General features: G+C 36.6%; 26 protein-coding genes and 3 pseudogenes. 11 read left to right on the forward strand and 18 right to left on the reverse strand.

Features of this window, described 5'->3' with window-relative positions; all coding sequences use genetic code 11:
- Window positions 1-14 precede the first annotated feature (14 nt).
- Entirely contained in the window at window positions 15-557 is a 543-nt protein-coding gene (locus LZP85_RS13010; RefSeq protein ID WP_226639033.1) for a recombinase family protein, read from the forward strand.
- 250 nt (window positions 558-807) lie between these two features.
- On the opposite strand, the gene LZP85_RS13015 is transcribed toward LZP85_RS13010, so the two are convergent.
- Entirely contained in the window at window positions 808-990 is a 183-nt protein-coding gene (locus LZP85_RS13015; RefSeq protein ID WP_119544010.1) for a CsbD family protein, read from the reverse strand.
- A 418-nt stretch (window positions 991-1,408) separates the two neighbouring features.
- Between LZP85_RS13015 and LZP85_RS13020 the strand changes: the two genes are divergently transcribed.
- Window positions 1,409-2,509 (forward strand): GerAB/ArcD/ProY family transporter, encoded by a 1,101-nt coding sequence (locus LZP85_RS13020; RefSeq protein ID WP_119544009.1) that lies wholly within the window; start codon window positions 1,409-1,411, stop codon window positions 2,507-2,509.
- A 519-nt stretch (window positions 2,510-3,028) separates the two neighbouring features.
- The gene (locus LZP85_RS13025) at window positions 3,029-3,352 is read left to right on the forward strand and encodes a DUF3889 domain-containing protein (protein ID WP_025910949.1); all 324 of its coding nucleotides are present in this window, start codon (window positions 3,029-3,031) and stop codon (window positions 3,350-3,352) included.
- A gap of 17 nt (window positions 3,353-3,369) precedes the next feature.
- On the opposite strand, the gene LZP85_RS13030 is transcribed toward LZP85_RS13025, so the two are convergent.
- Window positions 3,370-4,617, reverse strand: a complete 1,248-nt coding sequence (locus LZP85_RS13030) for an MFS transporter (RefSeq protein WP_206833542.1) — start codon at window positions 4,615-4,617, stop codon at window positions 3,370-3,372.
- Window positions 4,618-5,042: 425 nt separating this feature from the next.
- Between LZP85_RS13030 and LZP85_RS13035 the strand changes: the two genes are divergently transcribed.
- A complete protein-coding gene (locus LZP85_RS13035; RefSeq protein WP_061786054.1) occupies window positions 5,043-5,564 on the forward strand; it encodes a cupin domain-containing protein in 522 nt (173 codons plus the stop codon).
- Window positions 5,565-5,625: 61 nt separating this feature from the next.
- Here LZP85_RS13035 and LZP85_RS13040 read toward each other — a convergent pair whose 3' ends face one another.
- Both LZP85_RS13040 and LZP85_RS20895 read right to left on the reverse strand, forming a co-directional pair.
- Window positions 5,626-6,603 (reverse strand): HD domain-containing protein, encoded by a 978-nt coding sequence (locus LZP85_RS13040; RefSeq protein ID WP_025908326.1) that lies wholly within the window; start codon window positions 6,601-6,603, stop codon window positions 5,626-5,628.
- 195 nt (window positions 6,604-6,798) lie between these two features.
- Window positions 6,799-6,931 (reverse strand): annotated as a pseudogene (locus LZP85_RS20895) (VOC family protein); the annotation flags it as partial.
- Window positions 6,932-7,266: 335 nt separating this feature from the next.
- Between LZP85_RS20895 and LZP85_RS13045 the strand changes: the two are divergent.
- Complete coding sequence (locus LZP85_RS13045) at window positions 7,267-7,686, forward strand: maltose acetyltransferase domain-containing protein (RefSeq protein ID WP_224840211.1); 420 nt, start codon at window positions 7,267-7,269, stop codon at window positions 7,684-7,686.
- Entirely contained in the window at window positions 7,687-7,827 is a 141-nt protein-coding gene (locus LZP85_RS13050; RefSeq protein ID WP_224840213.1) for a DapH/DapD/GlmU-related protein, read from the forward strand.
- Window positions 7,828-7,970: 143 nt separating this feature from the next.
- On the opposite strand, the gene LZP85_RS13055 is transcribed toward LZP85_RS13050, so the two are convergent.
- The 4 genes from LZP85_RS13055 to LZP85_RS13070 all read right to left on the reverse strand — a co-directional run bounded on the left by LZP85_RS13055 (window position 7,971) and on the right by LZP85_RS13070 (window position 11,058).
- Complete coding sequence (locus LZP85_RS13055) at window positions 7,971-8,576, reverse strand: FMN-binding negative transcriptional regulator (protein ID WP_061786052.1); 606 nt, start codon at window positions 8,574-8,576, stop codon at window positions 7,971-7,973.
- A gap of 29 nt (window positions 8,577-8,605) precedes the next feature.
- Entirely contained in the window at window positions 8,606-9,124 is a 519-nt protein-coding gene (locus LZP85_RS13060; RefSeq protein WP_025908324.1) for a spermidine/spermine N(1)-acetyltransferase, read from the reverse strand.
- A gap of 28 nt (window positions 9,125-9,152) precedes the next feature.
- Window positions 9,153-9,578 carry a MarR family winged helix-turn-helix transcriptional regulator gene (locus tag LZP85_RS13065; protein ID WP_061786060.1) on the reverse strand — a complete coding sequence of 142 codons (426 nt, stop codon included), beginning with the start codon at window positions 9,576-9,578 and terminating at the stop codon, window positions 9,153-9,155.
- A 142-nt stretch (window positions 9,579-9,720) separates the two neighbouring features.
- Complete coding sequence (locus LZP85_RS13070) at window positions 9,721-11,058, reverse strand: APC family permease (protein WP_061786051.1); 1,338 nt, start codon at window positions 11,056-11,058, stop codon at window positions 9,721-9,723.
- A gap of 237 nt (window positions 11,059-11,295) precedes the next feature.
- On the opposite strand from LZP85_RS13070, the gene LZP85_RS20830 reads away from it, so the two are divergent.
- Window positions 11,296-11,556 (forward strand): VOC family protein, encoded by a 261-nt coding sequence (locus LZP85_RS20830; protein ID WP_310648939.1) that lies wholly within the window; start codon window positions 11,296-11,298, stop codon window positions 11,554-11,556.
- A 528-nt stretch (window positions 11,557-12,084) separates the two neighbouring features.
- On the opposite strand, the gene LZP85_RS13080 is transcribed toward LZP85_RS20830, so the two are convergent.
- Window positions 12,085-12,597, reverse strand: a complete 513-nt coding sequence (locus tag LZP85_RS13080) for a DUF3231 family protein (RefSeq protein WP_061786050.1) — start codon at window positions 12,595-12,597, stop codon at window positions 12,085-12,087.
- Between the two features lie 583 nt (window positions 12,598-13,180).
- A complete protein-coding gene (locus tag LZP85_RS13085) occupies window positions 13,181-13,498 on the reverse strand; it encodes a hypothetical protein (RefSeq protein ID WP_206833539.1) in 318 nt (105 codons plus the stop codon).
- A gap of 584 nt (window positions 13,499-14,082) precedes the next feature.
- Between LZP85_RS13085 and LZP85_RS13090 the strand changes: the two are divergent.
- Window positions 14,083-15,455, forward strand: a pseudogene (locus tag LZP85_RS13090) (IS1182 family transposase); the annotation flags it as partial.
- 350 nt (window positions 15,456-15,805) lie between these two features.
- Here the strand turns inward: LZP85_RS13090 and LZP85_RS13095 are convergent.
- Window positions 15,806-16,177 carry a YuzC family spore coat inner layer protein gene (locus tag LZP85_RS13095; protein WP_131888155.1) on the reverse strand — a complete coding sequence of 124 codons (372 nt, stop codon included), beginning with the start codon at window positions 16,175-16,177 and terminating at the stop codon, window positions 15,806-15,808.
- A 215-nt stretch (window positions 16,178-16,392) separates the two neighbouring features.
- Window positions 16,393-16,650 (reverse strand): hypothetical protein, encoded by a 258-nt coding sequence (locus tag LZP85_RS13100; RefSeq protein WP_094912497.1) that lies wholly within the window; start codon window positions 16,648-16,650, stop codon window positions 16,393-16,395.
- 324 nt (window positions 16,651-16,974) lie between these two features.
- On the opposite strand from LZP85_RS13100, the gene LZP85_RS13105 reads away from it, so the two are divergent.
- Window positions 16,975-17,496: a hypothetical protein gene (locus LZP85_RS13105; protein WP_206833537.1), complete on the forward strand. Its 522-nt coding sequence runs from the start codon at window positions 16,975-16,977 to the stop codon at window positions 17,494-17,496.
- A 240-nt stretch (window positions 17,497-17,736) separates the two neighbouring features.
- Here LZP85_RS13105 and glnA read toward each other — a convergent pair whose 3' ends face one another.
- The 4 genes from glnA to hflX all read right to left on the reverse strand — a co-directional run bounded on the left by glnA (window position 17,737) and on the right by hflX (window position 22,308).
- The gene (gene glnA, locus LZP85_RS13110) at window positions 17,737-19,071 is read right to left on the reverse strand and encodes a type I glutamate--ammonia ligase (protein WP_119542609.1); all 1,335 of its coding nucleotides are present in this window, start codon (window positions 19,069-19,071) and stop codon (window positions 17,737-17,739) included.
- An 81-nt stretch (window positions 19,072-19,152) separates the two neighbouring features.
- Entirely contained in the window at window positions 19,153-19,575 is a 423-nt protein-coding gene (locus LZP85_RS13115; protein WP_062686192.1) for a MerR family transcriptional regulator, read from the reverse strand.
- Between the two features lie 192 nt (window positions 19,576-19,767).
- Window positions 19,768-21,030 (reverse strand): methionine gamma-lyase family protein, encoded by a 1,263-nt coding sequence (locus LZP85_RS13120; RefSeq protein WP_025908617.1) that lies wholly within the window; start codon window positions 21,028-21,030, stop codon window positions 19,768-19,770.
- Window positions 21,031-21,045: 15 nt separating this feature from the next.
- Window positions 21,046-22,308 carry a GTPase HflX gene (gene hflX / locus LZP85_RS13125; protein ID WP_319004683.1) on the reverse strand — a complete coding sequence of 421 codons (1,263 nt, stop codon included), beginning with the start codon at window positions 22,306-22,308 and terminating at the stop codon, window positions 21,046-21,048.
- Window positions 22,309-22,555: 247 nt separating this feature from the next.
- Between hflX and LZP85_RS13130 the strand changes: the two genes are divergently transcribed.
- Window positions 22,556-23,167 (forward strand): trimeric intracellular cation channel family protein, encoded by a 612-nt coding sequence (locus tag LZP85_RS13130; RefSeq protein ID WP_061785712.1) that lies wholly within the window; start codon window positions 22,556-22,558, stop codon window positions 23,165-23,167.
- Between the two features lie 136 nt (window positions 23,168-23,303).
- Window positions 23,304-23,861, forward strand: a pseudogene (locus LZP85_RS13135) (MBL fold metallo-hydrolase); the annotation flags it as partial.
- Between the two features lie 15 nt (window positions 23,862-23,876).
- Here LZP85_RS13135 and LZP85_RS13140 read toward each other — a convergent pair.
- Window positions 23,877-24,997 (reverse strand): IS3 family transposase gene (locus LZP85_RS13140; protein ID WP_234561742.1). Its coding sequence is split into 2 segments (ribosomal slippage): window positions 23,877-24,748 and window positions 24,748-24,997, totalling 1,122 coding nucleotides; the frame shifts between segments, so codons are not numbered across the junction.
- A 324-nt stretch (window positions 24,998-25,321) separates the two neighbouring features.
- Complete coding sequence (locus tag LZP85_RS13145; protein WP_226639512.1) at window positions 25,322-26,029, reverse strand: hypothetical protein; 708 nt, start codon at window positions 26,027-26,029, stop codon at window positions 25,322-25,324.
- Between the last annotated feature and the right edge of the window lie 56 nt (window positions 26,030-26,085).

Below are 26,085 nucleotides of genomic sequence, written 5' to 3' on the forward strand. Positions count from 1 at the left end.
AAGGGAGCAGTGAGATGATTATTGGATACATGAGGCCTTACGAAGGAGATATAAACTGTAAGAATCAAGAACTATCTCTACAAAAAATTCCATGCGATACTATTATAAAAGAAGAACATGGCTCTGCAAAAAAACGAGTTCAGTTAGCAAACTTAATTGATAGTCTTTTAGCAAATGATCAGCTAGTTGTTAAACGTTTCTTCACGCTAGCTGACTCTACCAGACATCTTTTGGAGCTGCTTGAAACAATTCAAGAAAAAGGAGCATACGTTCAGTTTCTTGATGAAGACATTGATACGAGCTCATCTAATGGAAAGGTATTTATACATACGGTAAAACATCTTTTAGACTTCCAAAGCGATGTTATTAGTGAGCGAACAAAGCAAGGGGTCTCACGCGCGAAGAAAAAAGGAATTTCGACTGGGCGTCCACGAAAACCGGATGAAAATGTAAAAAAGGCAATTGAAATGTACCAAAGCAAAAGCTACACATTAGCGGATATTAAAGAAAAAACGGGAATTAGCAAATCTACGCTATATCGATATTTAGAAGGATAACGAAAAAGCGCTGCTCGCAAGCAGCGCTTTTTCCATCTACATCAAACTAAAATTGACCAGTAAGGCCTTAGTTATCAAGGGGATAACTAGGGATTTTTTGACTTTAAGTCAAAGGGGTATGGTGGTATTGTTCGTACCAATAATGTAATAGTAGCATTCATCACTTCATAAAATCCACTTACTTTAATTTCATAATACTTTGTTTAATTAAAAAAGCGGGCTTGTCCAATACAAAGCCTGCTTTTTTATTTTATTGACCGTCTTTAAACTTCCCTACGCCTTCTTGTACCTTTCCTTTTGCTTTATCTTTTTTACCGCTTGCTTGAAGGTTTTTATTATTTGTAGCGTTACCTACTTGATCCTTCACTTCACCTTTTGCCTTGTTAACAGCACCTTTTACTTTATCTCCCAATCCTTGGTTTTGATTACTCATTGAAACCCCTCCTATATTTGATTTGTTATATTTTGTATACCCGACGCATCTCATGATGAAACTAATTTCTAATTTTAAAACAAGCATTTTTTAACTAAACTGATAAAAACCGTTCACTAAGGTAATAACTATAAATAACCAACATAACAGGAGTGCATGAAGTAAAAATGATTCCTATTATCTGCATAATCTTAGCTTCTATATTTATTCTAAAGATTGACGCTCCTCGTTTACTAAAAGCAAAAATGCACAAAGAATTCAAAGTGCTTATTTTTTTGCTTTCAATTAGCTTTAGCATGGTTATTGCTAGAGGTATATTGCAGGACGTCCCTAACCCTTTAAATGGGATTGCGTTCCTTTTAAGACCTCTTACTGATATTCTAGTTCAGATTTTAAGGTAAAAATAGGTGAAAAGACTATGAAGAAAAATAAGATATCCTCTACTCAGTTTAGAATATTAGTCACGCTACACTGTGTAGGGAGCGCTATTCTTGTTGTACCATCAGCCATAGCTGCTGATGCAAAACAAGACGCATGGATTTCAGCTTTTTTAGGTATTATGATTGGGGTTATTTTAGTACAGTTGTACGTTGCAATTGGGAACCTTTCTCCAAATAAAACGCTAATTGAATTAAATGAATATCTTCTTGGAAAGTGGATTGGAAAGGCTGTATCTCTTCTTTTTTTTCTTTCTGTATTTTTATTTTGTGGTGAAGTTCTATACTACTTAGGGAGCTTCTTAGCCACACAGGTTATTGACGAAACCCCTATTTTATTAATTAATATCGCATTTATGCTTGTTGTAGCGATTGGTGTTCGATCGGGAGTAGAAAATTTAGCGAGATCGGCTCAAATTTTGTTTCCATGGTTTGTCATACCCTTCATTGCGTTAATCTGCTTTATTGCACCACAAAGCGATTTTAAAAATCTTCAGCCCATAACGGATATAAACCTAAAATCACTCGTCAGCTCTACATTTACTTTTGTTAACATTAGCTATCTTACTTTTCCTGCTTTACTTATGCTATTTCCTGCACATATAAATCGATTCAAAAAAGCAAAATCTTCGTTTTTAAAAGGTGGCATTATAGGAGGATTCATCATGTGTATCCTTATTTTATTAAGCACCTTAGTTTTAGGTCCCTTTGTCTCTGCAAGTGCTTCCTACCCTAGTTATGAACTAGCGATGCGAATTAATATAGGGACATTTTTGCAAGGAATTGAAATCTTAATTGCGATCATGTGGTTTATTTCTTTGTACTTTAAATTATCTATTTACTTTTACGGTACCGTTTCAAGCTTTGCACAAATTTTTGGATTAAAAGAGTATAAGGCTTTTACTCTTCCATTTGCCATTATGGTTATCGTTTTATCCATTACCGTCTATCCAAGCATCAGTTATCAAAAAGTATGGGACAGTGAGACATGGCTTTCCTATAGCTTAATTTTTGGATTGATATATCCACTGCTTCTTTTCATAGTTGGATTATTTCGTAAAAGACGTCAACCTAGCAAATAATCACACGTATGACTACCTAGAACACAGGTATGAGGATACGATTTGTCCTCTCTCTAATGTTTACATCAGATATTTTTGAAATGAGCAAAGATAAATTGTTATTATTCCTTATAGCATTTCTTCTATCACCTCTAAAAATAACTACCAGCCGAACCCTCTCGAATGCTCCGACAAAGAGCATCATGAATAAAATTTTGGAGCGTTCTTCTCAAATATCAGAACCCGGTTGGTTGGTTGGTTTATAATCAGGAGGTTAAATAAACCAAAAGCCATTCAGAAGTACTGAGGTGTAACAATTCTCACTACAGAGGCCATTATCTTTTATGTATGTATTCGCTTTTTAGAATTTCAACATAATTTTCAACAACTTTCACAAACTAACGATAGCTAGCACAATGTTAAACGGTCCTTTCTTTTTAATACTGTGCTTTTTGCAAACAGCCAACAAGCCATAGATATTAAAAAATAATGCTATAGAAACGTAATTTATTTCAATTTAAATTAGGAAGGGTGATTTCATTGAAAAAGTTACTTTTATGCTTAACACTCACTTTTATTTCGTTCACTAACCTTGCTTGGTTTTCTCCCGCTCATGCAGTAGAATCCAGAGAACCAGCTTACGCGAAGTGGGGAAAGCTTGCGATGCAAAAAACAAAAGAAAAGTACCCGAAAGCCGCTATTTATGACTATTTGCATGTAAAAAGAGAACAGCAAGGTAATATGTCAAAAGAAACCTTTAAGCTTTGGTTAAATGAAAACAACCAAAAATTCACGGTAATTGTTTCAATTGAATTTAACACATCGTCAGAAGCTGTCTCAAAGATAAGTTTTAAAGAAGAATAAAAAAACCAAGTGGCAAATTAGCCAGCTTGGTTTGTTCTATTTCTATTATTAACGCCTGATATCCGGACAAGGTTGGTTCTATTCAGAATTGCAATAAGAAAGGAAAGCAAACAGAAACCTGCTGCAGTTGTAAACGTTATGCGAACACCGAAATAATCTGTTATATACCCAAAGAGCAATGAAGAAATTCCAAAAGACCCGTATATTAGTGTATCTCTTGCTGAATACACTTTAGCCAGCAACTCTTTTTTGGCATTTCTTTGAATAATGGTCACTTCTGCAACATCTCTCGCCATTTGTGGTAACCCGTACAATAGTGAAATCATAGCGGCTAACCATGCTATAGAAGTCGTTCCAAACCAAAGAGTAAGAACCATTAGGAAGAATGATGACCACATCATCGCTTGACCTAAATTCTTCTCCATTACTTTAGAATAGCGATATACAAGCGCTCCGCTTAATAACATTCCTGCAAAGAAAGCTGCATTAATAATTCCCCACCACGCTTGTGTTTGATCCAGAGCCTCTTCGACAAATACAAGTATAATGGCCGCAATCCAAACTCCTCCAGCCACAGTTTCTAACACTGTCATCACGTTGATTATCCGGAGCTGCTTTGAATTCCAAATAATTTGCCACCCTTCCTTAATCACGCCTAGCTTAGGTGATGCTTCTGCGCTCTTTTCTATGGGTTCCACTTTAATCAAACACATAAAAATAGATGAAGTAGTAAACAGCAAAAAAGTGAGCCATAGCATATTAACTTGGGCCCACCATATCATTAGTATGCTTCCAGCAGGCCAGGCGACAAGTCTTGTTATTTGATCAATCATAGCTAAAAAGCTGTTTGCTTTTACAAGATGCTCGTCATCGATTAGGCTTGGAACAAGCGCATTGCGCGCCGGTGATGCCGCTCCATCTAAAAAAGAAATGCATCCAATCACTATATAGACTAGCCATAAACGGTCTATGCTTATATGCAGTGCCATAAGACAAAGCACTAGCAAAAAAATCGTTTTCCCAACCTGAGAGTAAGATAGAATTGCTTTCAACTGATACTTTTCGATCATTAAAGGCGCCACGATACCGCTTACTAACGCTGTCATCGTAATAACAAATGGAATCAAGGACATGAAGGTAACTGATTTAGTCATGTGATATACTACTGCTGTTAAGCTCACAATATATAACACATCACCTAAATTCGCTAGCATTTGTCCAATCCAAAGAAAACGAAATGATTGTTCGTTATGAAATGTTGACATAGAAATCCCTCACATCTTATTTAGTTTTTAGCTTATAAGTGTAAGAGATTGTTTACATCGGACTTCCTCCCGCTCATTCTGATTGCTCTTATTTTATCATAATCAGCGCCTTTTTTTACATAATATTCTAATTTCATTGTCTTTTTCATTGCATTTCGAGGAAGTATTATAAAAGCGCCGAAACAAATTCCTAGTGAAGAAAATATTTTAGAAGTTCAATGGGTTGATTTTAAAACAGCAGAGGAATTGCTTCCTTACTACAATGGCTTTGTGCAATTGCTAACTACTGAAAGAATTCCATATACTCTACAAAAATGAGTTGAAACACAAACTTTTTAGCGCCCATTTTCAGCACACCTCCTCCCTTTCTGGCATTATCTGCATATGATGAACAGGGAAAACACCTAGTTAGAGGAGGAAAAATAATGTATCCAAATTCCCCTTATTACCATCAGTGGTATCATCAAATGTATCAGCAGTTTCATCCACCTTATTACCCTGCACCTGCAGCAAGCAGCCGAAACCATCAAACGAGAGAAATCAGAGATTACGGTCCAAATCCACTTGTTGTAAACATCAACGAAGCGACTAAGCAAAATGAAACGTTTCGCACGGCTTTATGGACCGGAAAGCATTTTCAAGTAACGCTAATGAGTCTTGCACCAGGAGAAGATATTGGTTTAGAAATGCATCCAGACGTAGACCAGTTTTTACGCGTTGAACAAGGGCAAGGGTCTGTCAAAATGGGCAGTCGAAAAGATAACTTAACGTTTCAAACCGACGTTTCAGATGATTTTGCCATTATCGTACCTGCAGGAACATGGCATAACTTAACGAATACAGGAGACACACCTCTAAAGCTCTATTCTATTTATGCCCCGCCAAATCATCCGTTCGGAACTGTTCATCAAACGAAACAAGATGCAATGGAAGCAGAGTCGGAATAAATGTTTAGTTAAAAGAGACAATAGTTTATCCTATTGCCTCTTTTTTGTTAGAAAACATAAATTAACTTTTAACTAGCTTTACATACATACCGATTTCGGCTTTAAATAACGCTACTTCGTTCATTTCTTTTACATAATTAGATAAATCAGAAGCAGATACAAATTTATTATTTATCCAGATAGATGGATTGATAAGTCGAATTTTGTTCTTTTGATGGATATCATACTCTTGTTCATTTACTTCCACCTCTACATCTGGATGAATTTGTCCTAACAAACTTACTACTTCTTGATCATTTGAAGCCTTTATTTTGTGAAGTAACTGATCATCCGTTGTTAAAAAATCATCTTTGGTAATGATTTTTTTATTTAAAGCCTGCTTTAATACTTTTGCCAGCCGATCGCCACCATAAATACCTAACGGATTCATAAAAAAATCAATTACCTCTTTATAATAAGTCTCTACAAACCACTCGGCAACTTCAATATGTTGAAGGTGTATTTTTCCGTTTATGACCACAATATCTTGTAAGAAGCGCTGTGTTTCTGCCAGCGAGATATAACCGTACGAATACATGTCTCGTAGCGTATAATCAACGCGATCAGCGCATAGCTCAGGAGCTGACTGCTCAAGTATTGTCCACTTCGTTTCATCAAGCAAAATTTCACGATAATCATATCCATGCTTAGCTAAAATTCTTGGAAGACTCGATTCAGAAATAACTGTTTCATAAATATCTTCATGATAATCTTCATTGCTTTTATCAAATACATAATCTACTACGTGTGAAAAAGCCGTGTGGGATACGTCATGAAGCAGCCCTGCTATTTGTTCTTCTACAGAGCCACCTAATTTTTTAATGAGGAGCATCACTCCAACAGAATGCTCAAATCTTGTTACGTTCCACTCCTTATTAATTAAATAACTTGCCCCGCCTTGATGAATCTCCTTTAAGCGCTGCACAGGCTCGCTTAAAATTAGCTCTTCTACTACTCCTGTTATATCAAACTCTCCGTAGATTTTATCGTATATAAGCATCTTGTTCTCCTCTATTTATATTTGTATGTCCACCCTTTAATTGTTATTTTCCTTTCCACGCTGTTCAGCTCTTCAGTAACCTCAACAAAGCTACTTTTTAAATGGTCCTACTTCAATTCCAAGTGAGCGAAGCCATCGACGGACAGACTACTGTAAACCACCATAGCTTACTTCAAATGCTACGTGTCTTAGTTATGGATGGTATACTGTTTGATAGTCATTCCCTTCCCACAGCTCAAGCCAGTTCTAACCCTAGCTTCTCATAAACCAAGATAGAAATCGATAGATCTTTTACAGACAAATGCGCTTCATATAACCCTTTTATCATGTCGTTGCTCTACATCCCAGTAGTTTGCAAACTTTTCCCAAACAACTTGAACCCCTGAGCTAAACACAATGTTTCCGTCATTCTAGAAATTTAGATGTGTGGTTTCAAGCTTGTTTTAAATACAAAAAAGAGCCTTCTACTTACATGTAAGTTAGAAAAGCTCTTTACCGATTAGCTCATAATACTTTGAAGGAAAAGTCATTTATTACTAAAGGCTTATTTTCTTAAAAGCAAACATTACTTTTCGCTTTTTTATTTTAAAGTGGATAAACTATTAATTGAATGATACATATCTCATCTAATAAAGGAGCTAAACCCTGACTGAAAAAGAAAAAATGCTAAACGGTGAAAATTATAACGCTAGAGACCCTGAGTTACTAAAGATGGCCCAAGAAGTACGCTATTATATGGATGAATTTAATAAGCCTGGTAGCAATCCAGAAGCTGATAAAACAAGTATATTAAAAAATCTTTGTGAGTTTGTTGGCGATAACGTTTGGATTGAAAAGCCGTTTTTTTGCGATTACGGTAAAAATATTTCAATTGGAAAAAATACATTTATCAACTTTAATTGCGTCTTTTTAGATACTAATAAAATTGTCATTGGTGAAAATGTTCTAATTGCACCAAGCGTACAAATTTATACGGCGACTCACCCTTTAAAAGCAGTTGAACGAATTAATTCGAACCATAAGGCAAACGAGGCACCTTATCGTACTTTGACTAAACCTGTAACTATTGATGATAACTTTTGAATTGGTGGAAATGCAATAATTTTGCCTGGCATTAGCATTGGTAAAAATTCTGTTATTGGCGCTGGAAGCGTTGTGACTAAATCAATTCCTGAAAATTCATTAGCAATGGGCAATCCGTGTCGAGTTATTGAAGAAATTTAAACTCCTCGCACTTTGTATTATTATTTCCTTGTTATAACCATTTTCCGAGCTGCTTTAGTCTTAAAGCTTTTATCTTAATTAGCTAAAAAAGAGTGATTCAACAAAACAATCACTCTTTTTTAATTTAAATTTTATCCCTTTAATTACAACTCTCTCTTCATTAGTTCTGCCACTTGCATATTATCGTGCTGACAACTCTCTTCTAAATGCTGAATCACTCTTTTTCGTCGTTCAACTGAATGATTTTGACTTAGCTTGGCCTGCGCTTCAATTTTTGTAATATTCATTTTAAACGCAACAATCCCTCTGCTTAAACCTTCTACGAAACTAGCATCAACATCTTTTAACTGATAAGAACTTTCGGGTTTTTCATATTTCTCCACAGAGTTACTTAACGATTTAACTATGGTACGGTTATCTTTAATAATCTCTAACTGTCCATATACATGAACAGCAACGTAATTCCAAGTAGGTACAGCTTTGTTTGTCTCATACCAAGAAGGTGAAATATAGCAGTGTGGACCTTGAAAAACAGCCAGCACTTGTTGATCGACAGCATCTTTCCACTGTTCATTAGCTCGAGCAAGATGCCCATATAAGGTTTTCTCTTCCTTATTTAAATTCAGTGGTAAATGCGTAGCACAAGGCTCACCGTTATGCTGAGAAAATAAAGTGCCGAATCCGTGCTGATCAATAATCTCATAAATGATATCTTCACTCTGAATCATGTAATGCTTCGGTATATACATTTACCTCAGTCCCCTTTTAAAAAGATCATTTAGATCAGTGATTTAACCATAATTAAATCGATTTGCTCTTCGTCCCCCATATAAAAAGAGTGTTGGCCTTGTTGAACAAATCCCATTTTTTTATAAAAAGCAAGCGCGTTCTCATTTTTCTCCCAAACGCCTAGCCAAATTTTTTGTTTATCTAACATTAAAGCGACCTCAACCGCTTTATTAAACAACTTCTTACCAAGACCATGTTTTTGATGGTTTTTTCGGATATAGATTCTTTCAATTTCAAGCGCATCATCTCCCAGTGCTTCAGACTGAGCTTCACCCACGTTGACTTTTAAATATCCTGCTAGCTCGTCATCATGATAAAGAAAAAAGAAGCGTGAAGAAGCAGTAGCCCACTCTTTTTCTAGCTTCTGTAAGGTAAATGCTTTTTCTAAATACGCTTTCATGTTTTCAGGAGAGTTTTGATGTCGAAACGTCTCATCAAACGTTTCATAGCTAATAGTTTGGAGCTGATCTAATTGTTCATAATTGCACGGCTTAATTTTTATGTTCATGTTACGCCTACCTTTCCTCTCAACTTTCTCAATACATTCTCTTATTTCCTTTTTTAACAAACTCCCAGTCCTTTTCAACATTTCTTCTTACTCGTTGAAGTAAGTCCACCATCACTTCCATTTCTTGATTTGAAAATCCGTTTAAAGCCATTTCATTTGAGTACTCATTTTCTCTTTTAATAATAGGAAAGACAATCTTGCCTTTTTCAGTTGGAAAAAGCTTTTTTATCTTTTTGTTATGGACATCTTCTTTTTTTTCAATAAATTCATTTATCTCTAATTTTTTTATAGCGCGAGCTGCCGTTGTTCGATCAACCTTTATCATTTCTGCTAGCTTTTCTTGAATAATTCCCGGATTTTCACAAATCCGAACAAGATACAAATATTGGCCCTTGGTAAGATCATACTCTTTAAACTCAATATTACTGATAGAATCAAGCGCTCTTGCAATCATCCCAATTTCGCGTAAAATCTCCACATTGACACACCTCCATTTTGTTGTATTCACAACAAAATATTTATATATAATGTATCTCATTTTTGTTGCATATACAACAAAAAACCAATAAAAAAAGAAGCCCTAAAAGACTTCTTTTCTAATTATTAATATGATTCTTTCTCATCGCAAAGTAAATGGGTAAACCAAGAGCCGTAATACCTAACCCCCACAAAGCAAGAGTTGTTTGTGTAAAGAGCGTATTAATCACAATAAACAGCCCACCTAGTAGCGAAATAAGTGGTAGTACCGGATAAAGTGGCACACGATAAGGTCTTGGAAGATCGGGTTCACGCTTACGTAAAATGAGCACAGCCGCAAAAGTCATCGTGTAAAAGATCCAAATAACAAACACAAGCATGTCCGTTAGCGTGTTAAATCCACCAATCGTCATCATAATGATGGCGATAAACAAAATAAAAATGCCCGAGTTGTACGGTACTTTACTTTTCTTTGAAAGACGCCCAAACCACTTGCTAAATGGAAGCTTGTTCTCTGTCGCCATCGCATACGGAATGCGCATTCCCGTCATAATGTAGCCATTGATCGAGCCAAATACAGAAATTAAAATACCAATACTTACAAACTTCCCACCAAAAGCGCCAAAAATCAGGCCTGCAGCATCTGATGCTGGCGTATCTGTACCTGCTAAAGACGCTGCCGACATTACCATAAGAAACGCAACGTTAATAAGAAGATATACGGCCATTACAACGGATAAGCCAAGGATAATAGCTCTCGGAAGATCTTTTTTCGGGTTCTTCATTTCCCCTGCAATGTTTCCAACTAAAATCCAGCCGTCATAAGCAAACATGGTTGCCAGTAATCCTGATCCTAACGCTGTTAAGAAATCTTTATCTGGTCCTGCTTCTACTGGAAACAGCTGAAATGGCACGTCTCCACTATGTAATAAACCAAAGATAATAATGAGTACTAATGGGATGAGCTTACAAACAGTTGCAATCGTTTGAATAGCACCAGCTGCTTTGGCTCCTAAAAAATTCATTAAGGTCAAAAACAACGCAGTTGCAATGGCAATTATAACAATGAGGAATTGATTATCGTTTGCCGTTAGTCCAAATAAACTAATTGTTTGCGTTCCAAAGATAATAGCAAGCGCAGCAATATTAGCCGGAAAGTAAATAACCGTCTGTGCCCACCCAAGCAAAAACGCAACAAGGTTCCCATACGTTCTCTTTAAATAAGCCATCATCCCTCCTGTCTCAGGAATAGCAGCTGATAATTCAGCAGCTGTAAGACCCGCACATATCGTTAAAAGCCCACCAATTAACCAGGCTAAGAGTCCAAGGCTAGCGGAGCCAGTCGCTCCATAAACCGCGGTTGGTTTAAAAAACACACCCGCTCCAATAACGGTTCCAATAACTGTCGTAAGAGCAGCTAAGAATCCAATTTCCTTTTTTAAGTCTTGCTGCGGCAAAGGAATCCACTCCTTTTTCTCTAATGATGAATACTAGCTGTTTATATACAAAAAAAGAATGTACTTCTGGCAAGTACACTCGTCAAATTTTAGCATATTCTTTTGCTAAGATGCAATTTTGGTTTTTAAAATATTTATATAAATAAGCTAAATAAAAAAGTACATGTACATCTTTACTTCTTTTTATTAAAAGCTTTGAACGCTCAATTTTACGATGAAGAATTATTACCACTATAATTGGATTGTCTGACACTTCAACTTAAAGGAGAGCTTGAAATAAAGAAACAAATTACACCTTATTTATCTTTTAATGGAAATGCAAAGGAAGCTTTAGAATTTTACAAGGAAGTTTTTGAAGGTCAAGTTCAAGAAATTCAAACGTTTGGAGAAGTAGATTTCCCAACTCCTCCAGAAGCTCAGAATCGGATTATGCACGCTAAGTTTAAAAAAGATGAACTATTTTCATGGTTTCTGATTCTTTCCCTGAGCAAAATTTAGAATTTGGAAGTACTATTTCTTTAGTTTTAGAGTTTGAGGAAAAGCAAAGAATCGATATTATTTATAATTGTTTATTCAAAAATGGTACTGTTATTATGGAACTACAAGACACATTTTGGTGAGCCCGCTACGCAAAAGTAAAAGATCCTTTTAATATTACCTGAGATTTAAATTACACATACAATAAGTAAGGGCTGCTATATGTGTCCGTTATTAACAAAATATTTTTTTATAAAAAAACTTACTGTAACTGTATTAAGAAATGTTCTTAGCTCTTAGTCAAAATGCATTCTTACGAGTGTATTTGTACTTAGAAACAGTTTACTCATAATTTACTTTTGTTACCTGTGCAATAGACTTCATCTTTTTTATCATCATTAAGGTTCAATTCTTTATAACTTAGACATAAACATAAGCTTGGTATTATTAATTCATACTCTTTATAGAGGATTGGAAAAATCCAACCCCCTCTGTTTATTAATTGAATACACAAGGAATCGGATTTGTAATAATCTGCAAAAACATTTATTAACAGTCCGTATTTTTAGACTTATGAAGAGGTGGAGGAATTAACCATCCTTTTTCTTTACTAAGCTTTAAAAATTTACCGCCTAGCGCTACTTTTTCCATGTGGAACTGGCTGAACATTGCTGCGATATCCTCACGTACACACTGTCCAATCAATTGGCTACAAGCAACTAAACCTGCTGCAATATCGCGCGAAACAGAAGCCGCAACTTCTGGATCTTGAACTCGAGCACCTACTGGAATATCATCTAAGCAAGCTTCAGGACGTTCTGGAGGTGTTGGAGGTAAACCTATTCCGTTTTCTTTTAATAATTTTTCTATCGCTTTCATCTCTTCTTGACATTGTTCAATTGATTGTTGAACTAATTTATGTAGGTCTTTGTCACCTACGTGATTTAAAAATGTTTGATATCCAGACACTAAAGCTTTTGATGTTGAAACAAAAGACCAAGTTCCAAATACCTCACCGTAGTGCATTGGCTCATCTGTTGGATTTCCACTTAAAATACCCATTTTTTCATCCTCCTTAACATATTTATAACGGTGTGCTACCTTCCATCTTGCGCACAAGCATTAATATAACCATTACCTAAACAATCATTCAATTTAATAAAAAATGTATATAATCTATTTGTTTAGACAAGCTATTCAACGTATCTAGATGCACACAGAGATAGTCAAGCCCTTTATTTAGTTAAATGTTAGAAGTAGCTATGGTACATGTAATACTGTCTCCCATCCCATTGTGCCTGGGAGACAACTTCAATATGTACTTTTTAAAATCGTTTTTTATACATTAAAAAGAGTTAGTCCAGACGCTCACGCTTTAATTATCACTCTCTTGATCCTCTTGAAAAACCTCCAACACATTTTTAGCACCTTTTTCCATGCATGCTTTACCTTTCTCAAATTTCTCCGCGCTTATGAGAGGTGGTGTTTGGACATGATTTGTCAGTCCCATAAAGCATCTAGATTCTCACCGTGATATGAAGGTAAATCTTTTTTTTAAAATAGATTTATGAAACTCCTTTATATTAAAGAAATCTTCATCATTAATTCTTATTTTATTCATCGTTGTCTCCTCTTTTCTGAACCTTTATGACTTACTTTTGCGCTTTTTTAGAATGAAGTCATACGCTTTTTTATTTGCACCTTTTAGCAGCCTCAGCATCAATAAATAAGCAACCAATCCATTAGCTGCATACATCGTTACTTTCATTAGCCCTTTCCCTTCATAATCTGGCAAAAAAACATAAATTAAAGTTAAAGTAGCCGCAACTAGCAGTATTGCAGGAAGCAACGTCCAGTCATAGCTAGTCGTCTTTTTTGTCATTATGTTATAAAGGATACTATAGCCAATTGTCATTAAAGCGAGATAAATATACATCAAAATCCCAGCCAACACTAAGGCCATTAGAACACCCCTATTCAGCATTCACCACTCTCTTAATACATATTTCACCATGTTTACATCTTGAAAAATTCTAATAAAATATATCTTTTTAAAAATTTTTCTTTATTTATTTTTTCTCACAAATAAAGAAAAATTTTCCATAACCCCTTGATTACCCTATGATAGAATGTATTAAAGAAGAAAATACGATGTCACTTCTAGAAGGAGAGAATTGCAATGGAGAATGCTTATGAACTAACAACAAAAAAACTTAATAAAAAATATGAAAATTTCTTAACCTTTGTTGCATTAACCATTTCGTTAAGAATTCTTGATTTCTTTGAAAACAGCACTATTAATAACTATGTTGGATGGACCTCAGCATTAATTTTCTGCACAGTAGCACTAATTTTAATTAGTAAAACTAACATCTCATTAAAACTAAAACAAATATGCGAACATCTAAACCTCAAAATAAAACGCTATATACGTAACGTATATAGCGTTTTCAGGCTGTTGAGAAACTTTGTTCTCAACAGCTTTTTTATGTCTGTCTTTTTTTATCAGTGGTAACACTGATAAAAAAAGACTGGAGTTGATGAAACATGATGGGTGCACTTAAAAATCATCGAGATGAACAAGTGATGGTTTCTGTAGAAGATTTAGTTCCTGCCAATCACTTTTTGCGTACAATTGAAGCGACAATTGATTTTAGCTTTATTGAAGAAAAGCTTCTTCCTTATTATTGTGAAGACAATGGACGTCCTTCCATTCATCCCATTACGCTATTCAAAATGATGTTTATTGGCTACTTTTATGGCGTTCGTTCCGAACGTCAACTTGCCAAAGAAATTCAAACGAATGTGGCGTATCGATGGTTCTTAGGCTTATCGTTAACGGATGCCGTTCCTCACCATTCGACGATTAGTTTTAATCGCCGAACACGCTTTTTAGATACGACGATTTTTGAAGACATTTTTGATGAAATTGTTCGCCAGGCGATAGAACATCGCATGGTTGGTGGACGTGCTTTAATGACAGACTCGACTCATATCAAAGCGAATGCGAATAAACATAAATATGAAAAACAACCAAAGAAGTCCCGCCGACAAGCGTATATGGAAGAGTTAGAAGCAGCCGTCAACGAAGATCGTCTTGAAAACGGAAAAAAGAACTAAGTCCTCGAAAGGAAGGCGTTGCCTTACAAAAACAAACCCGCATCAGTACAACGGATCCCGATAGTGGTTTTATGATGAGAGATGGAAAGCCAGATGGCTTTCATTATTTAGATCATCGAACGGTGGATGTCAAACATAATATTATTACAGATACCTGTATTACAGCTGGCAATGTGGCTGACTCTGTTCCTTATCTTGACCGCCTTGACATACAAATAAAAAAGTTTCGCTTTTCTGTTGAAGCTGTTGCATTAGATGCCGGGTATTTTACAAGCCATATTTGTAAACGCCTTTCTGAAAAAGGGATTTTTATGGTGATGGGCTATCGGCGTTTTGGATCGTCAAACAAAGACGTGCCAAAACGTCTGTTTCACTACGTACAGGAAAAAGATGTATTCGCTTGTCCAATGGGGTGCATTTTATCGTATGCGACTACCAGTCGCACAGGAGATCGTACATACAAATCAAATCCAAGTGATTGTGCCGTTTGTCCAATGAGAGACGGGTGTTTTTCCGCTTCCCAAAAACAACGCGTGGTGACACGTCACATTTGGGAGAGATTCAAAGAACAAGCGCGTCTAAACAAGCGCACAAAAGCAGGTAAACAACTTTATCGTATGCGTTGCACGACGATTGAGCGTAGCTTTGCCGACGCAAAAGAGCTAAATGGGTATCGATATGCCCGGTATCGAGGGCTGAAGTCTGTCCAGATGCAGGCGTATCTGACGGCAGCTTGTCAAAACATGAAAAAAATCGCCCATTACCTGACCAAAACAGGTCAGGTAATGGGCGATTTTTATGGAAAACGACGATTTGTTTGTGAAATGTTTACTTGTTTCACTATAAAAAATGAAAAGAGCCTCAGATTGACGAGAACCTTACAGGTTTCTCGTCAATCTGAAAACGCTATATACGTAACGTATATAGCGTTTTATTTTATAATCTTTCTGTTCATCTTTAAATTAAACTAATTATATAAACAGGATTCAAGAATAATAAAAACAGGAGCGTTTGCATTAAGCTCCTGTTTTTCAATTCCCTTTCATTTATTTAGCTTCTTTGTCCAATAAATGCTCGCTATATGTCAAGATAGATACATGTGTTAAAAGGCTTTCCAGGGAAAAATAACCTATAACAAAACACTAGCTTTTCAAGAGTTATATCCACGGAATTCTCCCCATTTAAGAAACATGCTTAACGCACAACATTCTTTCCCCTGAGACTGAGCAGGCATAATTAACAAAAGCCCATCTGGATTGTACTTGGTTGTTATAGGTGTACTTATTCCTATTGATTTAATTAAATTATCAACCTGCTTGTGATTTCCAGCCTGAGCTGCTGTCATCAAGGTCTGAGAAAACTTTGGATCAGCTAATTTTTTCAGCAAAACACTGGATTCAAGAACAATTTTTTGAAGGGAATTGACAGAATGACTAAAAATAGAAGTATCAACTGGTGGGGATTGTGGCTGACGATTCATTTGCTGTTGAAAGCATGGGTTATAATAATGATAATAATACATAAAACACCTCTTCATTTTACATAGTTAGTTATTTTTATGTACTCTGTTCATGTTCGGTGAATTACCGACTAGATGTCATGCTTCATACTTCTAGAATGCGGCTCGCTTTGGCTTTTACGCTTTTCATTTAGCACATATTTTAGTTTATTCTACTTTCCATTTGCATTCGCTTTTTTGAAATAAAAAAAACTAATCACTACATAGTGATTAGTGGCCTACAGCTGTAATTCCTCAAGCTTTCTTTGTAAAGCTTCGACCTGCCGTTCTAATTCTTTTAATCGTGTTTCTTGCTCAGCATTTTCTTGTTGTTCAAACGCCTGCTCTTCCATTACTTCATCAATTGCAAACTTTGCTGCATACGTCGCTATAATATCCGCTACAGTACCAAGTATGCCGGATAATAAATATAACTTTAAACTTGTTGCTAATTGTGTTTCTTCTTGCTCGAATTGATTTTTCTCCTGGTTCTGCATCCCCATTCACTCCATTAGAATATAATAACTTTTATAAATATTATATTCGTAACATAAGCAGATGGTTAAAAGCCTATATTTATTTGATTCGGCTGTACTATATTCGGATTTTTTAGTTAATCAAGGTAAACTTGCTATCTTTAAGCAATTCACTGAATAATATTTTATTTTCAATCTTATGTAGACCCGATGGGCTTGCTAATCATCCTTAAATCAAGTAATAAATTCTAAAAAACAAAAATTACTATTGTAATAAAAATGTATATATACTATAATACCCTATGTTTCCAGTTAATTTTTAACATTTATATATATTTGAAGAAAGTGGGCGTTTTAAATATCAGAATAAAGAGAAAAAGCTTTTGGATATTAATTTTAATAGTACTAGCAATTATCTGTATTATTGGATTTAAATTTTACGAATATCAGACAAAAACAACTGACTTATCTAACGAGAATATAGATCATATTTACCTATTAGATAATATGGAAAGTTATGAAACAAATCATCATTTTTCTATTAGCCAAGATGTTAGCCACCCAGGTTACAAAGTATATACTATTGATGAAAATAAACGAATTACTGTAAAGAGCGGCAGTCACAAAAACAATGTTATTTACAGAATTGAAGCATTTGATTCAAATTCTAAAACATCTAAAAATGTTTCAGTAGGTACTTCCGAAAAAGATTTAATTACAGCATATGGTGAAAGTTATATAGAACGCTCAAGTGACCAAACAGATAAAGTAATGGAGTATGTTGATAGAGATAAAAATATCTTACTTTCATTTTTTATTTATAAAAATAAAGTAGATGGAATTAACTTAGAAGCTAAAGATTTTTAAATGACCTATAAACATGTATAAGCCCACTACTTATAAGTAGTGGGCTTATCTAATTATTTTCACTTAGATTCTAAACAGATGTGCAGACTGATCGTGCTCTTTTATTGAAATATATAGTCACTGTTTTGCAAAATTAAAAATTTGGTCCTATTTTGGTCGTGAACGTTTCATTACGTCAAATTAAATTTGCGACCAAAATAAAAAATCCCTTGACACCAGTAATGTCAAGGGATTTACCACTTAATATTGGCTCATGTATTGATCGCGTTCCCATGGATGAACTTGTGTGCGGAACATATCCCACTCAATTTCCTTAGCTTCGATGAAGTGTTCAGCTAAGTGCTCACCTAATGCAGAAACCATGATTTCGTTAGCTTGGAAGCTATCTAAAGCTTGAGCTAGCGTAGCAGGTAAATCTACGATACCTTCTTTTACGCGCTCTTCTTTAGTCATTACATAGATGTTGCGGTCAATTGGTTTTGGAGCTTCAAGATTGTTCTTGATTCCGTCTAAACCAGCTTTTAGTAATACAGCCATCGCTAGGTATGGGTTAGCAGCTGGGTCTACGCTACGTACCTCAACACGAGTTCCTACTCCGCGAGAAGCTGGGATACGAATTAATGGGCTACGGTTGCGTGCAGACCATGCAACGTAACAAGGAGCTTCGTAACCAGGTACTAAACGCTTGTAAGAGTTTACTGTTGGGTTTGTTACAGCAGTGAAGCTGTGAGCGTGCTTAATGATACCAGCGATGAATTGACGAGCTGTATCACTTAACTCTAAGTTTCCGTTTGCATCATAGAATGCATTTTGGCCATCTTTGAATAGTGAAAGGTTGCAGTGCATACCTGAACCGTTCACACCGAACAATGGTTTTGGCATGAATGTTGCGTGTAAGCCGTGCTTACGAGCAATTGTTTTAACTACTAGTTTAAATGTTTGGATGTCATCGCAAGCTCTTAATGCGCCAGCATATTTGAAGTCAATCTCATGTTGACCAGGAGCTACCTCATGGTGAGATGCTTCAATTTCAAAGCCCATTTCTTCAAGCTCTAATACGATGTCACGACGGCAGTTTTCACCAAGGTCAGTTGGTGCTAGGTCGAAGTAGCCACCTTTATCGTTTAATTCTAACGTTGGCTCTCCTTTTTCATCTAGCTTGAATAAGAAGAATTCTGGCTCAGGCCCAAGGTTAAAATCACTGAATCCTAAGTCTTCCATTTCTTTTAATACACGCTTTAAGTTGTTACGTGGGTCTCCATCAAATGGAGTTCCGTCTGGATTGTAGATGTCACAAATGAAACGTGCAACTTTACCTTTTTCAGACGTCCAAGGGAATACAACAAACGTGTCTGGATCTGGATATAAGTACATATCAGATTCTTCGATACGTACGAAACCTTCGATTGAAGAACCGTCAAACATCATCTTGTTGTCTAACGCTTTTTCTAATTGACTTACTGGAATTTCAACGTTTTTGATTGTTCCTAAAATGTCAGTGAACTGAAGGCGAATGTATTTTACATTCTCTTCCTGAACCTTTTTGAAAATATCTTCTTTTGTGTACTTTGCCATCGTGTGATCCTCCCCTAAATCTAAAAAATATTTATAGTTTATATACTTCCTGTTAACGAAGCATATAAATACTTACAATTTTTAATGAAAGAACCGAGACATATCTCCTTGATTGAGCGTTGCTTTGTTAAAGCGTCCTGCTTGCATTAACTCAGCGCGAAGCATCTTGCGTAACTCTTCATCTGATAGCTCAGATTTGCTTGCTTCTGCTACAACCTTTTCATCTTCTGGTTTTGCCTCTTTTTTATGCCCTTCTTGCGCTTTCTGAACTTGAAATAGCTGCTTAACACCAGCTAAGTTTACACCTTGTTCAATTAAGTCCCGAATTTCTAGTAATTTATCAACATCGTTAAACGAGAATAATCGACGATTACCTTCAGATCGTACAGGTGTAACTAATTCATGTTCCTCATAGTAGCGAATTTGGCGAGCCGACAACTCAGTTAACTGCATCACAATTCCAATTGGGAAAAGCGGCGTATTTCTTCGTATGTTGTCACTCATCTCAGTTCCTCCTTTGATTAACTAGTTTCATTGTATGCCATGTTAGTTTATCTGTCAACCATATGTGAGCAATTCTCACATAAAAATTTTTAGAATATTTCACGAATACAATAAAATAGCGATTTTAGTTTATTTTTAATTTGTTTTTATACACGATAGCTCATCTTTTTCTCTTGCTGAGCAAGATTATACTTAAATTAACTTTTTCAAAATCATTGAATCAATTGCTGTGCAGATAGCTACTTTAACGTGAGCATACGTTAAACCACCTTGTACATAAGCAACATACGGTGGACGGATTGGACCATCTGCCGTTAGCTCTAAGCTAGCCCCTTGAACAAACGTACCGGCTGCCATGATTACATCGTCTTCATATCCTGGCATATAAGCTGGGTATGCCGTCACGTGCGAATTAATTGGCGACGCGTATTGAATTGCTTGGCAAAACGCCACCATCTTATCCCGATCATCAAACTGAACGGACTGAATTAAGTCTGTTCGCTCAGCGTCCCACTTTGGTTCTGACTGCATCCCAAGTTTTTCAAACATGGCCGAAGAAAATACAGCCCCCTTTAAAGCCTGCCCTACAACGTGCGGAGCTAAAAAGAAACCTTGATACATTTCCTGTAGGCTGTACAGCGTTGCACCAGCTTCTGCTCCAATACCTGGCGTTGTCATGCGGTAAGAGCATGCTTCAACCAACTCTTTACGTCCAGCAATATAGCCACCGATTTTCGCTAACCCACCGCCTGGATTTTTAATGAGAGAGCCTGCAATTAAATCAGCTCCAACATGAGATGGCTCTATTGTCTCTACAAATTCTCCGTAACAGTTATCTACAAATACGATAACGTCTGGCTTGATGCTTTTCACAAAAGCAATCATTTCTTTAATTTGGCTGACCGTAAACGAAGGACGAATTCCATAACCTTTTGAACGCTGAATACCAATCATTTTCGTTGTATCCGTAATGGCCGCTTTCACTTCTTCAAGGTCTACTCGCCCTTCTTTTGTTAAATCTACGGCTTTATATCCAATGTTATACTCTTTCAGTGAACCAACGCCAGACCCTCTAATTCCAACGATTTCTTCAAGCGTATCGTATGGCTTACCGGTAATGTATAAAAGGTCATCACCAGGTCGCAACACACCGAATAGCGAAATGCCTATTGCATGCGTACCTGAAATAATTTGGGGACGTACAAGGCACGCTTCCGTTCCAAATACATCAGCATATACCTTTTCAAGCGTATCTCTTCCTAAATCATCATAACCATAGCCCGTGGAGGGAATGAAATGTGAATCACTCACCTGGTTTTGTTGAAAGCTTTGCAGCACGCGAAACTGATTTGCTTCAATCACTTCATCAATTCGTTCATGAATCGGCTTAATTTGCTGCTCCACTTCCTTTGCTAACCTTTTAATTCTCTCTCCGTTTGCTAACTGATCAAACATCATTTTCTATCTTCCTCAACTTTCTTCTATCATTCTTAGCTGCTTATAAATTGGGTGCTCTTTTGCAATATAGCCTCGGCACTCGTACTTTTCTTTTTCCTCATTAAACTTTAGGGAGTCAATCAGCGCAACGGTTTTTAACTCCGCCAACAGCTTGCCCTCATCCGAAGGAATAAATAGATGAAAGTACTCCATCTCTTTCTTCATTTCATCCTGGATCTTTGTTCCCAGCAAAGCGAGATCTTCCTTATTAAAAGCGCTGATTAAAACAGAAGCAGGTGTGGTCGGCACAAATAATTCATGCTTCACATCTCGCTTATTATAAACGGTTAACATCGGAATATCTTCTACATCTAATTCCGCTAATAGCTTGTGAACAGTTTGCTCATGGTTGTGATAGTCTGGATTACCAGAGTCGACCACGTGTAAAATGAAATCAGCTTCTGTCACTTCTTCTAATGTGGAACGAAACGCAGCAACAAGCGTTGTTGGCAAATCTTGAATGAACCCAACCGTATCTGTTAAAAGAGCAGTTAAGCCGGACGGCATCGTATACTGTCTCGTCGTTGGATCAAGGGTTGCAAACAGCTGATTTTCTTCATAAATGCCCGCTTCTGTTAAACGATTGAAAAGCGTTGACTTACCGGCGTTTGTGTATCCTACTATAGCGATTTGATATACGTGGTTACGCTTTCTTCTCTCTCGGTAGCGCTCCCTGTGACTGACGACTGTTTTTAACTGACGCTTAATTTCATCGATTTTACGACGAATATGACGTCGATCGCTTTCAAGCTTCGTTTCACCTGGACCTCTTGTACCAATTCCTCCTCCTAAGCGAGAAAGTGCTGTTCCCTGTCCAACTAGGCGAGGGAGTAAGTAGTTTAGCTGCGCAAGCTCAACCTGCAGCTTTCCTTCTTTTGTTTGCGCACGCTGCGCAAAAATATCTAAAATCAGCTGCGTTCGGTCAATGATTCGAGCTTCTAGCTGACTGGATAAATTACGAATTTGACTCGGTGAAAGCTCATCGTTAAACACAATTAAATCTGGCTCTAGCTCTTCTTCAAGCGCAACGAGCTCTTCCACTTTTCCTTTTCCGATATATGTAGCTGGATGTATACGGTCGCGCTTTTGAGACAAGCGTACTAGAACCTCACCCTGTGCTGTTTCAGTTAATGATGCTAGTTCATCCATCGAATACTCAAAGCGCTCATCATCATCGTGAAGCTGACACCCCACTAAAATCACACGCTCAAGCTCTTGTTTCATCTCAAATGTCAATGACTTTCCTTCCCTTACTGTTAAAGTATTAACGCACTCATATCATAACAAAAAAACACGATTTTCTCTATCTTCTTCAAAGATGCAGAATAGATTGTTTTTACTAGTTTATCACGCTTTGTTTCTTTTAAGAAATTATCCCTAAAAAAACGTTGAAATTCTGCTCAATAGTGGATACAATTTGAATGACTTTATTATTGTAATACTTTCTAACAAACGAATTTTTATACATAAAGGGGAAGTTGCGATGACATGGGACGTTTTGAGCATCATCGGCACCATTGCTTTTGCAGTTAGCGGGGCGTTTATTGCAATGGAAGAAGAATATGATATTTTAGGAGTTTACATTCTAGGAATCGTCACAGCGTTTGGCGGTGGCGCCATCCGTAACTTATTAATTGGTGTACCAGTATCTGCTCTTTGGGAGCAGGGATTATTTTTCCAAATTGCGCTATTATCGATTACGGCAACCTTTTTGTTTCCAAACAGCATCTTAAGACAGTGGAAACGTTGGGGAAACTTTTCTGACGCAATTGGGCTTGCGGCTTTTGCCATTCAAGGCGCACTCTATGCTACCAGCATGGGACACCCCTTAAGCGCTGTTATCGTTGCTGCTGTATTAACAGGTAGCGGCGGTGGGATTGTACGCGACTTGCTTGCTCGCCGAAAACCGACCGTTTTAAAAGATGAAATCTATGCGCTTTGGGCAATTCTTGCAGGCTTGATTGTTGGCCTTCAAATCGCAAGCTCTCCGGTAGAGCTTTACGTATTATTTGGTTTGCTTGTTGCATGTCGTATGCTATCTTATATGTACAAATGGAAGCTGCCAATTCGTTCAATTCGCCAACCAAATATGTAATAAAAAACTGCACTCCAATCGTTAGATATAGTCTAACAATTGAAGGTGCAGTTTTTTTATGACTAAATTTACACCAGAATTGAAATTGCCTATTATAAAAGAGGAAATTAATACACTAAATAAGGAGAATGAGAAATTGCAGAAACTACAACGAATATCTAATCGCGTCACATATTTACCACCCTATCAAGAAACAGATCGTCCGATTCTAGCAGCAGTTACAGGAGAAGAAAGAACACTATTAATTGATGCTGGCAATTCATCAAGCCATGCAAGATTGTTTCTAGAACAACTAAAAGAAAACCATATTAAAGGGGACTGGGTTGTTCTTACTCATGGAGATTGGGATCATATATTCGGCATGAGCGAAGTAAATATGCCAACTATTTCTCATTTCAAAACTCATGACAGGATAAAAAAATTACAGAGTCTATCTTGGGAAGATCAATACTTAGATCAACGTGTTAAAGAAGGAACAGAAATCCCATTTTGTTCTGAAGCAATACAAAAAGAGCTAGGGAATTATCGAGACGTCTTTCTTCCTCTACCTCACATTACATTCGATAACCGAATGACAGTCAATTTAGGCGGAGTGCATTGTCTAATTGAACATGTAGGTGGAGATCATGCTGTTGATTCTAGTATTATTTATGTTCTTGAAGAAAAAATTCTTTTTCTAGGAGATTGTATGTGGTATGTCAACACTAAACTAGACAGATTTTTTAAGGTGTTCAAGTTTATAATCAACCGGACTGACATAACCCAGTGTTCCATGAATTCGAATGTGATTAAACCAGTGGACATAGTCATGTAATTCCCTTGTTAATTCTTCTAAACTATCAAAATGTTGACCTTTCACAAACTCTGTTTTGATGATTTTAAACGTTGCTTCAGCGACGGCATTGTCATATGGACAGCCTTTCATACTTAAAGAACGTTGAATGTTAAATGTCTCTAACGCATCGTCCATTAGCTTATTTTTAAACTCATTCCCACGATCTGTATGAACCAGTTGGATTTTACGAAGGTCGGCTTTGATAGAGGCGAATGCACGATAGACAAGTAACGCATCTTTGTTTGGACCTGCGCTGTAACCTACAATCTCCCGATTAAAAAGATCGACAAATACACATACGTAATGCCATTTTTGCTTGACTCTTACGTATGTTAAATCGCTTACGATCGTTGTCATTTCTTCTTCCTGATGGAACTCGCGGTTTAGTTCATTCTTCTGTTCGGATTCATTACAGGATTTCGCATGTGGCTTAAACTGAGCTACCGTGTAAGCAGAGACAAGACCCTGTTCTTGCATAATACGCCCAATTCTCCGTCTAGACACGATGAGTCCGCGTTTTTTTAATTCCATTTTAATTTTGCGTGTTCCATAATTTTGACGGCTCGCGTGGAATATTTCGATCACATCTGAGGTTATATCATCCACGGCTGCTCTTTCTTTGGCTTCATAATAGTACGTGCTTCTAGGTAATTGTAGGACTTTGCACATTGCTGATATCGAGTATTTATGTTGATTATTCTTGATGACATTTACTTTCGTCCTAGTATCAGCGCGGCTTGCTTTAAAATATCGTTCTCCATTTGAAGTTGCTTAATCTCTTTGCGAAGTCGATTCAATTCCTGTTGTTCAGGGGTTAGGTTGTCCTGTTCTTTGAACAATCCAGATTCCTGGCTTTGATTCACCCATTTGTCCAATGACGAGGGTGTCAAGTTATACTCCCGGATGATATCCTTTCTTGGCTTTCCATTAAGATAGAGCTGCACGATTTGTTCCTTACATTCAGCTGTAAATGTTCGTCTAGCTTTTTTCGTCATAGTAGATGCTCCCCCGTAGTATTTACTGTATTCTACTTGACCTTATTTTTTCTGTCCAACTCAGTGTAGCCTATCCATTACTACAGAATCAAAAGAAAGAGTTCCCTTATTTTTTTATAAGAGAACTCTTTAACACCTCTATTTTTTCTTTCCATCTAGTAAGTGAGACAACACAACAATAATTAACATAAGTCCCACAAAAGTTCCAGAAGTAGATACTTCCATATCTAAAAACCTAGGGCCTACTACGTAATTTACTATGAATATTAATGATGCAAAAATTAATAATACCCTATATATCATTCTAACCCTCCTTGATTACAACTATTGTCTCCAAGGTATACCCATCGACTTATTTATCTTACCAGTTATAGGATTTCTAGCCATATGGAAGCCAATACCATATTTTCCATTTTCTGAAATCTTCTTAATAGTATATCCCGCAGCCCATAGGATACTTGAAACAAAACCTGCATACGAAATTATCTTTCCTAATTTTGTAGTATTGCGTATAACTGCACTAAGACCTGCGATAGCACCTGTAGCGCCTTGAGATTCATCTATTATATTTACAAATTTCTTTGTAAGACAAGAATCAAAGTAGGCTGTAGCTCTTGTACCTTTCCAACTTATCACACCACCTGTTACTCCGTGGCAAGAAGCTTTTGCCATAGCAACCATTTCATTACTATTATTAACCAACTCTTCAGATGTTTCAACCAGGTTTTCTCTTTTATTGTTAACAAGCAAATACTTATTCACTTGAACTGTCTCTTCGTCAGTGTCAGGATTCAACACAAGTGTTTCATATTCATATCTTTCACCATCATCCTCAATAACTGAAAAAGAACTTTCTAGTTCATCAGATTGAATTATTTCAAAGCCATCTAAATATTCTTCCGCCATCTCTGTAATCTCATCTTCGTTAAAACTTTGCTCAGCAGCTTCTACTTTATTGACCTCTCCGTAGATTGGTAGAGTTGTTCCTATTAACAGAACTAAAGACAATAATGCTAATAACCTTCTTTTCATTTCTCTCTCCTTTATTATTTTTATCTCACTACTAACTTAATTGGTAGACATTATTA

Source organism: Priestia flexa (assembly GCF_021441905.1).
GTDB lineage: Bacteria > Bacillota > Bacilli > Bacillales > Bacillaceae_H > Priestia > Priestia flexa.

Coding starts and splice junctions, on each gene's coding strand:
- LZP85_RS13010 (WP_226639033.1), top strand. CDS start 15: ATGATTATTGGATACATGAGGCCTTACGAAGGAGATATAAACTGTAAG.
- LZP85_RS13015 (WP_119544010.1), bottom strand. CDS start 990: ATGAGTAATCAAAACCAAGGATTGGGAGATAAAGTAAAAGGTGCTGTT.
- LZP85_RS13020 (WP_119544009.1), top strand. CDS start 1,409: ATGAAGAAAAATAAGATATCCTCTACTCAGTTTAGAATATTAGTCACG.
- LZP85_RS13030 (WP_206833542.1), bottom strand. CDS start 4,617: ATGTCAACATTTCATAACGAACAATCATTTCGTTTTCTTTGGATTGGA.
- LZP85_RS13035 (WP_061786054.1), top strand. CDS start 5,043: ATGTATCCAAATTCCCCTTATTACCATCAGTGGTATCATCAAATGTAT.
- LZP85_RS13040 (WP_025908326.1), bottom strand. CDS start 6,603: ATGCTTATATACGATAAAATCTACGGAGAGTTTGATATAACAGGAGTA.
- LZP85_RS13045 (WP_224840211.1), top strand. CDS start 7,267: ATGCTAAACGGTGAAAATTATAACGCTAGAGACCCTGAGTTACTAAAG.
- LZP85_RS13055 (WP_061786052.1), bottom strand. CDS start 8,576: ATGTATATACCGAAGCATTACATGATTCAGAGTGAAGATATCATTTAT.
- LZP85_RS13060 (WP_025908324.1), bottom strand. CDS start 9,124: ATGAACATAAAAATTAAGCCGTGCAATTATGAACAATTAGATCAGCTC.
- LZP85_RS13065 (WP_061786060.1), bottom strand. CDS start 9,578: ATGATTGCAAGAGCGCTTGATTCTATCAGTAATATTGAGTTTAAAGAG.
- LZP85_RS13080 (WP_061786050.1), bottom strand. CDS start 12,597: ATGGGTATTTTAAGTGGAAATCCAACAGATGAGCCAATGCACTACGGT.
- LZP85_RS13085 (WP_206833539.1), bottom strand. CDS start 13,498: ATGGCCTTAGTGTTGGCTGGGATTTTGATGTATATTTATCTCGCTTTA.
- LZP85_RS13095 (WP_131888155.1), bottom strand. CDS start 16,177: ATGTATTATTATCATTATTATAACCCATGCTTTCAACAGCAAATGAAT.
- LZP85_RS13100 (WP_094912497.1), bottom strand. CDS start 16,650: ATGCAGAACCAGGAGAAAAATCAATTCGAGCAAGAAGAAACACAATTA.
- glnA (WP_119542609.1), bottom strand. CDS start 19,071: ATGGCAAAGTACACAAAAGAAGATATTTTCAAAAAGGTTCAGGAAGAG.
- LZP85_RS13115 (WP_062686192.1), bottom strand. CDS start 19,575: ATGAGTGACAACATACGAAGAAATACGCCGCTTTTCCCAATTGGAATT.
- LZP85_RS13120 (WP_025908617.1), bottom strand. CDS start 21,030: ATGTTTGATCAGTTAGCAAACGGAGAGAGAATTAAAAGGTTAGCAAAG.
- LZP85_RS13130 (WP_061785712.1), top strand. CDS start 22,556: ATGACATGGGACGTTTTGAGCATCATCGGCACCATTGCTTTTGCAGTT.
- LZP85_RS13145 (WP_226639512.1), bottom strand. CDS start 26,029: ATGAAAAGAAGGTTATTAGCATTATTGTCTTTAGTTCTGTTAATAGGA.